A 13084-nucleotide genomic window follows, 5' to 3' on the forward strand; every position below is an offset into this window, starting at 1 on the left:
GAAGAGTTCCGCTCCAGTCTTTCGCTTAGCCGCCCCTCACCTCCGCCTGCACTTCGCGGCCGGCCGACAGTTCGGCGGGATAACGTTGGGCGAGGTGCGCCAGCGGATCGACGTCGGCCGGCGTGATGATCGGCAGGCATCGCTTCTCGCGCGCGGCATTGACGTGCTGCTGCTTGGCCTGCCACGAGATCAGCGGCTTGGCATGGAACGGCGGCGGCGGCGGCGCCCATTCCGGCACGCCGAACAGCTTGAAATACGCCGCGACGTGCTGCTCGCCCATTTCGGTCAGATAGGACGCCCAGTCGCCGCCCTTGATCGGTTCGGTGGTGCCTTTGAGCCGCTCGTTTTCGAGCCGCGTGTACTCATAGCCCCTGAGCTTCAGCACACCCGCCAGCACCAGCGCCGCGACTTCGAGGTTCGGCGGCGGATTGGGATTGTAGAGCGTCGGAGTCGCCAGGATATCCGCCGGGATCCAGGCATGCGGCACGACATCGAGATCGTTCCACAGCAGCGTATTCCAGTGCCGGTACGGCGCCTGCCCCGCCGGCTCCGCGGGAAAATACTCGGCGTAGAGATCGGCAAACGCCGCATTACCCGGCGTGGCGCCCGCGGTCGGATAAGTCAGCACCTGTCCCCACGCCCCGAACGGTCCGGCCGGTGAATTCTCCTGCATGAAATACAGCGCCAGAGCCGGCGACAGTGCACCGCCGAGGCTGTGTCCGGTGAAGATCAGCTTGGCATTGCGCGCATCGCGCACCGAGCCGAGAAAAGCATGCAGCGACACCTGCGGCTGCGGCGGTTCGCAAACCGCGCCGTCCGGCGGACTGGAAAGGCTGAGCAGCATTTCAAGCCCGATGCTGGTCGCCTGGGAGATCTTCTCGCCGTTGCGGCTGCCGGGAAAATCCACCTGCTTGAACACCGCGAAATCCTCGACGAACCAGTCGTAGGGCGAATCGGGATTGGTAGCCCCGACCACGACCACATAGACGATGCCGTCGCGCTCGTCCTGTTTGCGCAGCACCGCCATCACGTTATTGACGATGCCGAACTTCAGCACCTCGCGCACCGACGGCCCCCAGACGATCTTCCAGTCGCCGATGGTGTCCTTGTTGAGGCCGATCAACAGCGACATGGTCGTCCACAGCTTCGCCGACAACTCCGCTTCAGTGCCGACGTCGTTGATCGAATTGACCGCATTGGAGAGGATCGAAAGCAGGAACACCTGTTGGTGCAAATCGTAAGGTCTTACGACATTCGTCATGCTGACCTCCTCGTCTCTGAGACAAGGAGGTTACAACGATTCCACCCTCAGTAGCAGACGTGTCCAAGCGCTTTTCGGAAAAGTGGTATCCGGTTTAGCGCTCGAAACCGCAACAATTTAGAGAAGCTCGGGCAAAAGGGCGCTCTACATCTAGTGGATCAAATTCTTCCTCGGCAGCGTGATGCGCGCGGTCAGCCCGCTGCGCGCCCAGGATTTTTCGAGCGTACCGCCGAACTGGCGCGTGATCGTATCGCGCAGGAGTTTGCTGCCGAACCCGTTCAACTCCGGCGTCTCGGCGATTTCCCGTCCGCCGATTTCGGTCCAGACGATTTCGAGCAAGCCTTCTTCACTTTCGCGCCATTCGATTTCGACGCGGCCGGCGTCCGACGCCAGCCCGCCGTATTTGACGGCATTGGTCGTCAGTTCGTGGAAGACGAGCGCCATGCCGTTCAACGAGCGCTCACCGAGCACCAGAGACGGACCGTTCAGTGCGAAGCGGCCGGTCGGGAACACGTGGTTCTCGTGCGGCTCCACGATGGTCCGCAACAAATCGCGAAGTTCATGACAATGCTCGGCCTGAATGCCGAAAGTCCGCCGTACCAGCGCATGCGCGCGCGCCAGCGCGGAAAACCGGCCGATCAGCGTCTCGGCCATTTCGTCTTTGTTCGCGCTGGTTCGCGCCGTCAGTTGCACGAGACTTTGGGCTACGGTGAACAGGTTGTTGACCCGATGCCCCATTTCCCTGGCCAGCATTTCCTGCTGCTCCAGAGCGGATTTCAATTGGCGTTGGCTCTCGAGCATACGGACGGCGATGCCCGCAAAATGCGCAAGTTCCGCCGCCGCGCGCGCGTGTCCGGCGTTGAAGTGCCCCTCCTCCGCCGCGATGATCCAAAGCGTTCCGATCGGTTCGGAACCGGAAAAATGCAGTGGCACCAGCAGAGCTTCGGGCACAGCGATTCCGGCATCGGCGATCCAGCCGTAGTAGCGCTCCGGATGGGACGCCAGCACCGGACGCCCCTCGTCCAACGTCACGCCGCAAGGGCTGTCGTTGCGCGGCGCCAGCGCGCCCTCGAACGACGACAACAGGCCTCTGAGATAGCACCAGCGGAATACGCCGGGCGACGGTGTCTCCTCGTAAAGGCTCAAGCCCGCCGAGATACCGCCGGTAATCTGCATGGCGAGTTCGACGAACCGGGGCAGTACCTCTTCCGGCGTGCCGAGCATACGCCCGGCGAGATCGTGCAAGGCATCTTTCTCACGCAGATAATCCGTTCGCGTTTCGCCGCGCCGGTCGAGTTGTTCGGTGATGTAGATATCGGAGGGCACTGCCCTCAACGGCGCCAAGTTCATGGCGACAACCTAGCAAGCCATCGCCCACATAGCGAGCGTCACCGGTCTGCAACCAGGTTATTGTTTGCATATCTTACGCTGAGGCATGTGCGGGAAAAATTGGATCGCTGCCGTCACCGACAAGCGATTGCTTATCCCGCGTCAGCGAGTCTTCGCTGCTTTATCTTGCGCATCCGTCCGCTGGATGTATCGCGTATAAAGGTACAGCAGCGCGAAGAACGGCACACCCATCAGGATCGCGATCTTGACGCTCGCCGCGGCAATCACGAAATTCATTGCCAACGGGATCGCGAGACCGGCCAATCCCGATGCGGTCACCAGAAGACCCGCGGCGACGTTGGAAGTGGACCGCAGATCCTTGAGTGTCGTTCCCAGCACGGTGGGATAGCCGATGCCGAGACACAGGTTTGTCGCAACGAGGCAGGCAAGGCCGGCAACACCGCCGAACGCCAGCGCGCCCAGCGTGAGCACCACGCAAATACCGATCGCCCATTGAAACAGCCGGTTGGGCTCGATACGTCCCATCAGGGCCGCGCCGGCGAACCGGCCGATGCCGAACACGGCCAGTCCGGCGAACACGATATTCTGCGCGATCTGGTCGGTGTAGCCCGCATACTGCGTCTGAACGTATTGGTAGGTCGCGCCTTGAAGTGTCGACTGGAGCGCGATGCAGCCGAACGTCGCCGCCATACCCAACTTGATGATCGGTTTGGCCCACAAGCTGCGCAGTTCGTTGCCGACATCTGCGATGCCGCCGGAACGAATGCCCGAGCGGGCGGGAAACTCGACGCGCTCGACCAGGAACGCGATAAACAGGACGGCCAAGCCGACCATCACATAGGGACGCGCCGCGGTCTCGGCCAGAACGCTGAAGGAAAGATGCATGTCTGAGGGATAGAACCAGCGCCCTCCGATGTATCCGATCACCAGTCCGACCGGAAAGAAGGCTTGCAGCAAGTTGAGCCGCCGTACGGCAGTTTCCGGACGCCCCATCTCGACGGTCAAGGGATTGAGGCTGGTTTCCAACGTCGACCAGCCGATGCCGAGCAGAACCACCGCCAGCAGGAAAAATGTGACCCCGTGTTGCGCGATGGCGGGATAGATCAGGAACGGCCCGATCGACACCAGGCCGAGTGCGAAGATCATCCCGATCTTGTAGCCGAACTTGCGGTGGAACATCGCCGACGGCAATGCGGCGAGGATGTAGCCCAGCGAATACAGCGCCTGGATCCAGAGGACGTGGGAAAGGTCGATGTTGAAGAACTGTGCGAACTTGGGGAACAGCAGGATGTCGTTCCAGAACCCGACCCCGGCAATCACGAACAGGATCGCAATGGAGATGTAGGGAACGATCGTCGTGCGGGACTGTCGATTGGCCGTCTGAGGCATGGCGAGACGATCCTCCGGGAATGGATAGCGCTGTCATTCCGCTAAAACGAACTATCCGGCATCGTCGTTAACCATCCGTGAAACCAGCGGTGGCGCCGCCCCCCAATCGTCAGTTGCGAGAGCCTCCGAACTACGCACAGGTTGTCGCACCCTCTTGAAAGTTCGCCTTTCGTTCTTATTTCCCGTACGAACAGTAACTTGGAGAAGGCCTGGCAAAATTCAGCGGCAAAGGACCCTCGCGACGTCCGGACCCGTAGAGCAACGCGAGATAGAACTGACCCAGGGTGCCCAGCTCGCGTGGGCGCCAGACGGATGGTGGCCGGCGACCAGCATGAACGCCTCATCCGTGCGGGTATCAGGGTTTGCAGAATGTGCCTGTCACCGGCCGCTTGAGTGCGGTCCTTGCTGGCGCCCTGCATCCGGAGGGCACTCCCCGAAAATAGGCGGACCAGCGAATAGCGGCCCGCCTTCGGCACATTTAAAGGGCCCCAAAAACTCAATGTCCCCATCGCGGAATGGCCGCGGCCGCTTTTTCACCCACGGCCAGTTGCGGGTTGGATGGAAGGTCCACTTTCTCTTTCTTCTCGCGCGCAGCGACACAAGCGATGGTCCGCTTGCCGAACGTGACGAAGTCGCCGGCCTTGGGCAGGTTCTCGACCGCACACGTGTCGAAGTAGGTGTATTGGTCGGTGGCACCGCAGCCGAACGAGGAGCGGTCCTTGGCCGCCGCCGTAAGCACGATCCGATCCGGCGCCTTCAATCGATCCACAAATACGCCGGAATAGCAGGCGGAAACGATCACCACAGAAGGGCGTTTGCTGCAGGCGGTATCGATCATGCGGCCGAGGCGCTTCGGGCTCACGACATAGTCGCCGATGCCGATCCCGTCTTCGCTGCCGTGTGAGGTGAGATAGATCAGGCACCCCGCCTTCGCGGTCCGCGCAACCTCATTCAGTCCTTTGCCGATGCGCTTTGGCGTCGAACGGTCGGCATCGTGAAACCGCTGCGGCCAGTCGGTGAAGGTGCGGATGTTGTGCGGCTGAAAGCCGATGCCCTTCAGCTCTTTGACGATGGTCTGGCGGCCGTTGTCGAACACCGCCGTATCCTTCTGATCGCCCGAATAGGAGTCGCCCGCCACCACGACGGCCGCCCAATCGGAAAATCCGTTCGCCATCGCCGGCGGAGTCAGAAACAGAAGCGTGAGGAGAGCGAGCCTCCTCATGGGCGCACGAACCCCGCCGCCAGTTCGATATGCGACGACCACAGGAACTGATCGACCGGCATCAGCCGCGTCAGCGTGTAGCCGCCCTCGATCAGGACACGGGCATCGCGCGCGAAGCTGTCCGCATCGCAGGAAACGTACGCGATGCGCTTCAGCTTCGATCGCGCCAGTACCTTCGCCTGTTCGAACGCACCGGCGCGCGGCGGATCGAGACAGACCCCGTCATAGGCATTGAGTTCGAACTCGGTCAGCGGCCGCTTGAACAGATTGCGCTTCTCGGTGGTGACGGGCTTCAGGCCCGGCGTCGCCTTCGCAGCGGCAGCCAGGGCCTCCAGCATCGGCTTTTCCAATTCCACCGCATGCACCCTCGCCTTCTCGGCCAAGGGAAAACTGAACGTGCCGCAGCCGCAGAAGAGGTCGGCGACTTTCTTGGCCTTGGCCAGCGTTTCGATAACGAAGCCCTGCAGCACCGCCTCGCCTTCGCGCGTCGGCTGAAGGAACGTTTCCGGCGGCAGATCGACCCGTGCCTTGCCCAGGCGCACCGAAGGCGTTGCCAGCGACACCACCGTCTCGCCATGCGCCGAGATGCGCGCGATCTTGAACTTGGCCGCCCACTTCGCCAAGGCACCCAGCGTTGCGGTGTCGTTGGGACGGCGCCAGCGCAGACCGAGATCGAGACCCGCATCCGTTGCCGTAAGCCGCAATTCGGCATCGCCCGCCGGCGCCAGCATATCGGCAAGCATGTCGCGCAATCCCGGCAGCAGCGCGGTCAGCGACGGCGTCAATACCGGACACTCTTCCAGATCGACGATGTCGTGGGTACGCGCCGCATGAAAACCGAGATGCACGCGCCCGCCCTCGAGCTTGGCCTTCATGGTGGCGCGCCGCCGCGTGCCCGGCGGCACTTCGACGATATCCTCGACATCGGCCGCAATACCGTGGTGGTCGAGCGCCTTGCGCACGATCTCGCGCTTCAGCGCGCGATACATATCGTCGGACACGTCTTGATGAACGCAGCCGCCGCAGCGTCCGAAATGCCGGCACGGCGCCGTCACGACTGCCTCGCCGCGACCAGGAATTCGCGATTGCCGTCGCCGCCCTCGATTGGACTATCGATGGTCCCGAGCACGGTCCATTTGTGCTTCTTGAGCAGCGCAATCACCGCCGCAACGGATTCACTCTGCGCCGCCGCATCCTTGACGATGCCGCCTTTGCCGATCGCGGCCCGGCCCGCCTCGAACTGCGGTTTGACCAGGGCGACCAGCCACGCATTCTTCGCCAGCGCGAGCGCCGCGGGCAGCGCCAGCTTCAAGCTGATGAAGCTGACGTCGGCCACAATAGCGCCGGGCGGCTCCGCAATGTGAGCCGTGGTGAGATTGCGGGCATCGGTGCCCTCCAGAGAGACGACGCGGGTGTCCTCCGCCAGCTTCTGGCGCAGCTGGCCATGCCCGACATCGACCGCGTAGACGCGATGGGCACCACGCTCCAGCAACACCTCGGTGAAGCCGCCGGTCGATGCGCCGATATCGAGGCAGTTCAATCCCTCTGGGGAGAGCTCAAAATGATCGAGCGCCGCAAGCAGCTTCAGCGCGCCACGCGAGACGTAGGGATGGGCCTTCACATATGCGATCTCGGCATCCTCTTCGATCGCTTCTGCGGGTTTCAGGACGCGCTTGCCGTTGGCGGTAACGGTTCCCGCCCGAATAGCGGCCTGCGCCTCGGACCGGGAGGCGGCAAAGCCGTGTTCAACCAGATAAAGATCCGCGCGCGTGGACATGAACTCTCACAAGGCCTCTGCCGAGACCTACTCTCCCGTCTGCCGGATGGCCGGGTCAAGCCCGCAATGACGATTTACCCAAACCGCGTGACTGCCGCCGCATCTTTGGAACGTCCCAGCGCAGCCAGGGCCGTATGCACGATACCGCTGGAGTCGAGACCGGCTTCGATATACTGCCGCTCCGGCGTGTCGTGGTTCTGGAACTTGTCGGGCAATGTCATCGGCCGCACCTTGAGCCCGCCGTCCAGCAGACCCTCCTGTGCCAGGAACTGCAGCACGTGCGCGGCGAAGCCGCCGACTGCGTTCTCCTCCACCGTGATGAGAAGCTCGTGTTCCTTGGCGAGGCGACGGATCAGATCGTGGTCGAGCGGCTTGGCGAAGCGAGCATCGGCAACCGTGGTAGACAATCCGTAAGCGGACAGCTTCTCCGCAGCATCGAGAGCCGGAGCCAGACGCGTACCGAGACTGAGGATCGCGATCGAGGTGCCTTCGCACACGATCCGCCCTTTTCCGATCTCAAGCGGAGTGCCGATGAACGGCCGGTCCAGACCGACGCCCTCGCCGCGCGGATACCGCACAGCGGTCGGGTTCTCGTCGTAATGGGCCTGGGTCGACACCATATGCATCAGTTCGACTTCGTCGGCCGCCGCCATCACCACCATGTTGGGCAGGGTCGAAAGATAGGTGACGTCGAACGAACCGGCGTGCGTCGCGCCATCGGCACCTACCAGCCCGGCACGGTCGATTGCGAAGCGGACGGGAAGGTTCTGCAGCGCTACGTCGTGCATAACCTGGTCGTAGGCGCGTTGCAGGAAGCTCGAATAGATCGCACAGAACGGCTTGAGCCCTTCGGCCGCCATGCCGGCCGCGAATGTCACTGCGTGCTGCTCGGCAATACCCACGTCGAAACAGCGGGCGGGGAATTCATTGGCAAAACGATCAAGCCCCGTACCGGCCGGCATTGCCGCCGTCACTGCCACGATGCGAGGATCAGCCTTGGCTTCCGCAATCAACGCATCCGCAAACACGCTGGTATAGGACGGAAGATTGGTCTTCGGCTTCTTCATCTCGCCGGTGAGGACGTTGAATTTGGTGACGCCGTGGTACTTGTCGGCGCTGGCCTCGGCGGGAGCGTAGCCCTTGCCCTTCTGGGTCACCACATGGACCAGGATCGGGCCGGTCTGCATGTCGCGGACGTTTTCCAGCACCGGGATGAGGTGCTCGAGGTTATGTCCGTCGATCGGTCCGACGTAGTAGAAACCCAATTCCTCGAACAACGTACCGCCGGTGAACAACCCGCGGGCATATTCCTCGAAGCGGCGCGCTGCGACGGCGAGCGGCCTCGGCAACTTGAGCGCCAAGCGCTTGGCCAGACGTCGTACATCGCGATAGGATCGCGATGACACCAGCCGCGAAAGATGCGCGCTCAACGCGCCGACCGGCGGAGCGATCGACATATCGTTGTCGTTGAGGATCACGATCAGCGGCGTATCGGCGGCCCCGGCATTGTTCATCGCCTCGTAGGCCATGCCGGCGCTCATCGAGCCGTCGCCGATCACCGCAACGACTTTGTTCTTGTCGCCCTTCAGATCGCGCGCGACCGCAAAGCCGCAGCCGGCGGAAATGGAGGTCGAGGAATGGGCCGCGCCGAACGGGTCGTATTCGCTCTCGGAGCGCTTGGTGAAGCCAGACAGTCCACCGCCCTGGCGCAGCGTGCGCATGCGGTCGCGCCGTCCGGTAAGCAGCTTATGGATGTAAGCTTGGTGCCCGACATCCCAGATCAAACGGTCATCCGGCGTATTGAAGACGTAATGAAGAGCGACCGAAAGTTCGACTACACCGAGACTCGAACCGAGATGGCCGCCGGTGACGGATACGATGTCGATCAGCTCGCGCCGCAACTCGCCGCAAAGCTGTGGCAGAACCTCTTTCGGCAGAGCCCGCAAATCCCGTGGCGACGCGATGCCATCCAAGAGCGGCGTCTTGCTCGATTCCGTCATTTTTATTCGCTCCGCTCACTGCGCGCCGGCGCAGTTGTCCCCACCCTCGCGGCCGCCCGTTCGATACCACGCTTATACACAAAGAAAGCAATTCGCGCTTGCTTTCAATGGCCTGCGACCAGAAGGGTTATTTTTGCCCGCAACAAAATTAGGGCGGGAACATACTTCCGGTTCTCCGGGGCAAACCGCTTCCGGGAGCACCGCACGCCTCCGTCACAATCCGCCTACAGAGGGTCCCCCTCACCCAAGCTCCGCCGGCTCACTGGTGAGCGCACTGCCGCTCTGAACGAGTTTCTCGAGCCTGCTTTCGGCCGACTTCAACTTGCTTTCACAATGCGCCTTGAGCGCTTGGCCGCGTTCGTAGAGGGCGATGGAATCTTCGAGATCGACTTGTCCCTGCTCCAGCCGCGCAACGATTCCCTCGAGCTCTTTCAGGGCCGCCTCAAATGTAAGCGTGCTCACATTTGTTGCATCCGCTTTGCCCGACATGCTTGCCCTCGTGATGGTGTGTCTCGAACACACTACTAGTCGCCCTCGCGCACCCAAACAACACAGACGCGGCATAAGGGGTTAGGCGACCTTAGCGAACAGCAAAATTGCAACTGGGTTCGAATGCGAGCGACTCCACTTCGCGCCCCAACGGAAGCCAAACCCCGCGGAGATTCCGTTGAGGAAGAAACTTGTAAGTGACTGAAATTAAATAATAAAATATCACGCCCCGGCAGCAGAACAGCATTTCTCAAGCATCCCGCACCGTACCAACAATATTATTACCCCGAAGAATTCATTCGAGATATTTCGAAACCAAATTACCCTTTTGTGAAGCACTCTCGCCACAGTGCGATAGCTAAATCTTTGCAAAATTGCATCTTCTGATGACTATAGAACTGTTCTGAACTTAGCCTCCTACAGCGTGCGGGTGCCGGAAGCACCCAAAGGCGCGGAAAGCCTTGTGGCGGCCCGCCATCGCCAAAAACCGCAAAATGGGGGTTCCCTTGACGAAAATGACGTTCAGCCTTCGCTCCTCGCTCTTTCTAGGAGCCGCAATCACGGCAACCTTGACGACGGCGCTCTCGCCGGCTGAAGCGCAATCTACGCCCGAAACCGTCGTCGTGACGGGATCGCGCATTCCGATGACGTCCAATTTGACGTCGGTCAGTCCGATACAAACCGTCACGAACGAGCAATTCCAGGTCAAAGGCGCGACCGACGTCGCGGATATGATCAACGATCTGCCGCAGACGTTCGTCAGCAATACGAGCGACTTCTCCAACACCAACAACCCGCTTTCGGGTCCCGGCGGCGTCACGACCGTGAACCTGCGCGGCCTTGGACCGACTCGCACACTGGTGCTGGTCAACGGCCGCCGCCTCGGTTTGGGCGACCCCAACAGCGGTAATCCCAGCGCAGCGCCCGACCTCGACCAGATTCCCGTGCCGCTGATCGAACGGGTGGAAGTCCTGACCGGCGGCGCTTCGTCGACCTACGGTTCCGACGCCGTGGCCGGCGTTGTGAACTTCATCATGAAACAGGATTTCCAGGGTGTGCAGGTCGACGCCCAGTACGGCGCCAACTGGCACCACAACTCCAACAAGTTGGCCCGTTCGACCATTGCCGACACGATCGCGAAGAAGACCCAAGGCCCCCAATCGGAAGCACCTGAAGATGTGTGGGACGGGCGCACCATCCAGGCGTCTCTCACGATCGGCGCCAACACCGCCGACGGCAAAGGCAACGTCACGGCCTTCGTCGGCTATCGCAATGCCGATCCGGCGTGGATGAAGAACCGCGACTATTCCGCGTGCCAGATCAATATCGATTACAGTTCCGCGCTGGCGAACCGGTCTGACGCCGCCTATTGCGCAGGTTCGCCCAACTCAAACTATTTCCAGCCCAAAACGCTGCCAGCCCAGACGGTCTATTCGATCGTCGGAAGCCAGGCTGTGCCGAGTCCTGTCGCGGGTTCAAATCCTCCCGCGTTCTTCAACTCGAACGCCTACGAAACCTTGTCGCGTCAGGATACTCGCTTCAATGGCGCCGTATTTGCGCATTACGACGTTACCGATTGGGCCAAGCCCTACGCCGAATTCGAGTTCATGGACGACCGTTCGTTCCAGCAGGTGGCACCTACCGCTCTGTTCCGCGGCGCCAATGCCTTCTCGCCGGACGGCTCCGGCAACTGGTTCGTCAACTGCGACAACCCGTTGCTCAGTGCGAGCGAAGTCACTGCGTTCTGCACCAGCCAAGGCCTCGGTGCCACCGACACTGCTCCCCTCGAAATCGGACGACGCAACGTTGAAGGCGGCGGCCGGACCAGCGACTACGAGCACCTCAATTTCCGTGGCGTGGTCGGCCTCAAAGGCGACATCAACGAGGCTTGGCATTACGACGCCTTCGGCTCGTACTACTACGTGACCGTCGACCAGAACAACGGCAACTACATCTCCAATCAGAAGGTCAATAACGCCCTGCAGGTCGTATCGGTTGGCGGTGTGCCGACTTGTAAATCGGTGCTCACCGGACAGGATCCTGCGTGCGTGCCCTATAACATCTTCACCGAAGGCGGGGTTACGCCCGACCAGATCAATTATCTCAAGACCTACGGCACGTCGCGCGGGACGCTGTCGGAGGAAATCATCGAACTCGACATCACCGGCGACCTCGGTACTTATGGCATCAAGTCTCCGTTTGCCAGCGACGGCGTACAGATCGCGCTCGGTGCCTCGAACCGCAAAGACAAGATGACGTACGCCGGCGACGTAGCCGAGAACTCCAACGACCTCATCGGTTTCGGCGGCGCCGTGGTGCCGATCGACAACTACATCAACGTGACCGAAGGCTACGGCGAAATCCGCGTACCGCTGGCGCAGAACCAGATCATGGCACGCGACCTGTCGATCGATGCCGGCATCCGCTTCGCGCGCTATACCAGCGGTCACAGCCCGACGACGTGGAAGGTCGGTTTGCAGTGGGCGCCGATCGACGACATCCGCTTCCGCACCTCTTACGATGTCGCGATCCGGGCACCGTCGATCCTGGAAACGTACACGCCCCAATCGGTCACCAACACCTCCATCGTTTCGGTCGACCCCTGCGCCTCGCCGGCAACCGCCACCCTAGAGCAGTGCATGCGGACGGGCGTAACAGCAGCACAATACGGCAACGGCACCACCACCAACTCCATCGGCCAGTGCCCGTCGGGTCAGTGCGCGATCCTGCTCGGCGGCAATCCCGAACTGTCGCCGGAAAAGTCCAAGACGTTCTCGGTCGGCATGACGGTTACACCGACGATGGTTCCCGGCCTCACCGCGAGCATCGACTACTACAAGATCGACGTCTACAACGGCATCATCCAGGGCATTCCGATCAACATCTCGCTCAATAACTGCCTTAACACCGGCGATCCGAAGTTCTGCGGCCTGATCCATCGCACGTCGGGCGGCACGCTGTACGGCACGACGGTGGCCGGCGGCGGCTACATCGAAGGTACGTTCGTCAACTCGGGCTACTTCAACAACTCGGGTCTCGACTTCCAGGCCGATTACCAGCTGGGCCTCGACACGTTCGGGCTGGAAGGCCTCGGCGATCTCGGCTTCCACCTGACCGGCACCTACACGATGACGGCCAAGACGCAGACGCTGTCGACGGAACCAACCTTCGACTGCGCCGGACTGTTCGGCAACACTTGCGGCTCGCCGCTGCCGAACTGGCGTCATCACTTCCGCGTCAACTGGGACACACCCTGGAACGTGAACCTCGCCGTCACTTGGCGTTACATGGGCCCGTCGGAATACGATGCCAATCAGGCCTCGCAACCGGCGCTGTACTCCGGCAGCTTCGATGCGTTCAACAACCGCATTCCCGGCATGAACTACATCGACATCGCTGCGACCTGGAACGTCACCGACCAGCTGCAGCTGCGCGCCGGCATGAACAACGTGTTCGACTCCGATCCGTTCATCATATCGAACAAAATCACCGGCACCGGCACACCGAACGTCTACAACAACTACGACCTCCTCGGCCGTCAGGTGTTCGTGGCGGTCACCGCAAAATTGTAAGCACTACCTTCAAAAAAGGAGCCC

9 protein-coding genes are annotated in these 13084 nt (G+C 61.5%); 1 reads left to right on the forward strand and 8 read right to left on the reverse strand.

Translation table 11 applies throughout. The features are described from left to right. Positions 1–25: 25 nt before the first annotated feature. The 8 genes from FHS84_RS05625 to FHS84_RS05660 all read right to left on the reverse strand — a co-directional run bounded on the left by FHS84_RS05625 (position 26) and on the right by FHS84_RS05660 (position 9488). Complete coding sequence (locus tag FHS84_RS05625) at positions 26–1261, reverse strand: lipase family protein (protein ID WP_166931554.1); 1236 nt, start codon at positions 1259–1261, stop codon at positions 26–28. Between the two features lie 150 nt (positions 1262–1411). Continuing rightward, the gene (locus FHS84_RS05630; RefSeq protein ID WP_208393707.1) at positions 1412–2611 is read right to left on the reverse strand and encodes a sensor histidine kinase; all 1200 of its coding nucleotides are present in this window, start codon (positions 2609–2611) and stop codon (positions 1412–1414) included. Between the two features lie 141 nt (positions 2612–2752). Then, positions 2753–4000: an MFS transporter gene (locus FHS84_RS05635; RefSeq protein WP_166931556.1), complete on the reverse strand. Its 1248-nt coding sequence runs from the start codon at positions 3998–4000 to the stop codon at positions 2753–2755. Positions 4001–4496: 496 nt separating this feature from the next. After that, positions 4497–5222, reverse strand: a complete 726-nt coding sequence (locus FHS84_RS05640) for a C13 family peptidase (protein ID WP_166931558.1) — start codon at positions 5220–5222, stop codon at positions 4497–4499. Then, positions 5219–6277, reverse strand: coding sequence for a class I SAM-dependent RNA methyltransferase (locus FHS84_RS05645; protein ID WP_166931560.1), 1059 nt, complete (start codon positions 6275–6277; stop codon positions 5219–5221). Before FHS84_RS05645 ends, FHS84_RS05640 begins: the two co-directional genes overlap by 4 nt. Beyond that, positions 6274–6999 (reverse strand): TlyA family RNA methyltransferase, encoded by a 726-nt coding sequence (locus tag FHS84_RS05650; protein ID WP_166931561.1) that lies wholly within the window; start codon positions 6997–6999, stop codon positions 6274–6276. Before FHS84_RS05650 ends, FHS84_RS05645 begins: the two co-directional genes overlap by 4 nt. 74 nt (positions 7000–7073) lie before the next feature. After that, the gene (dxs, locus tag FHS84_RS05655; RefSeq protein ID WP_166931563.1) at positions 7074–8999 is read right to left on the reverse strand and encodes a 1-deoxy-D-xylulose-5-phosphate synthase; all 1926 of its coding nucleotides are present in this window, start codon (positions 8997–8999) and stop codon (positions 7074–7076) included. Between the two features lie 240 nt (positions 9000–9239). Then, entirely contained in the window at positions 9240–9488 is a 249-nt protein-coding gene (locus FHS84_RS05660; RefSeq protein ID WP_166931565.1) for an exodeoxyribonuclease VII small subunit, read from the reverse strand. 515 nt (positions 9489–10003) lie between these two features. Here FHS84_RS05660 and FHS84_RS05665 point away from each other — a divergent pair. Next, positions 10004–13060, forward strand: coding sequence for a TonB-dependent receptor plug domain-containing protein (locus FHS84_RS05665; RefSeq protein ID WP_243850761.1), 3057 nt, complete (start codon positions 10004–10006; stop codon positions 13058–13060). Positions 13061–13084 lie beyond the last annotated feature (24 nt).

It is taken from the genome of Rhizomicrobium electricum (assembly GCF_011762045.1).
In the GTDB taxonomy this organism is placed as follows: Bacteria; Pseudomonadota; Alphaproteobacteria; order Micropepsales; family Micropepsaceae; genus Rhizomicrobium; species Rhizomicrobium electricum.

Excerpts from the sequence above, each read along its gene's own strand:
- FHS84_RS05625 (WP_166931554.1), bottom strand. The coding sequence starts at position 1,261 with ATGACGAATGTCGTAAGACCTTACGATTTGCACCAACAGGTGTTCCTG.
- FHS84_RS05630 (WP_208393707.1), bottom strand. The coding sequence starts at position 2,611 with ATGAACTTGGCGCCGTTGAGGGCAGTGCCCTCCGATATCTACATCACC.
- FHS84_RS05635 (WP_166931556.1), bottom strand. The coding sequence starts at position 4,000 with ATGCCTCAGACGGCCAATCGACAGTCCCGCACGACGATCGTTCCCTAC.
- FHS84_RS05640 (WP_166931558.1), bottom strand. The coding sequence starts at position 5,222 with ATGAGGAGGCTCGCTCTCCTCACGCTTCTGTTTCTGACTCCGCCGGCG.
- FHS84_RS05650 (WP_166931561.1), bottom strand. The coding sequence starts at position 6,999 with ATGTCCACGCGCGCGGATCTTTATCTGGTTGAACACGGCTTTGCCGCC.
- dxs (WP_166931563.1), bottom strand. The coding sequence starts at position 8,999 with ATGACGGAATCGAGCAAGACGCCGCTCTTGGATGGCATCGCGTCGCCA.
- FHS84_RS05660 (WP_166931565.1), bottom strand. The coding sequence starts at position 9,488 with ATGTCGGGCAAAGCGGATGCAACAAATGTGAGCACGCTTACATTTGAG.
- FHS84_RS05665 (WP_243850761.1), top strand. The coding sequence starts at position 10,004 with ATGACGTTCAGCCTTCGCTCCTCGCTCTTTCTAGGAGCCGCAATCACG.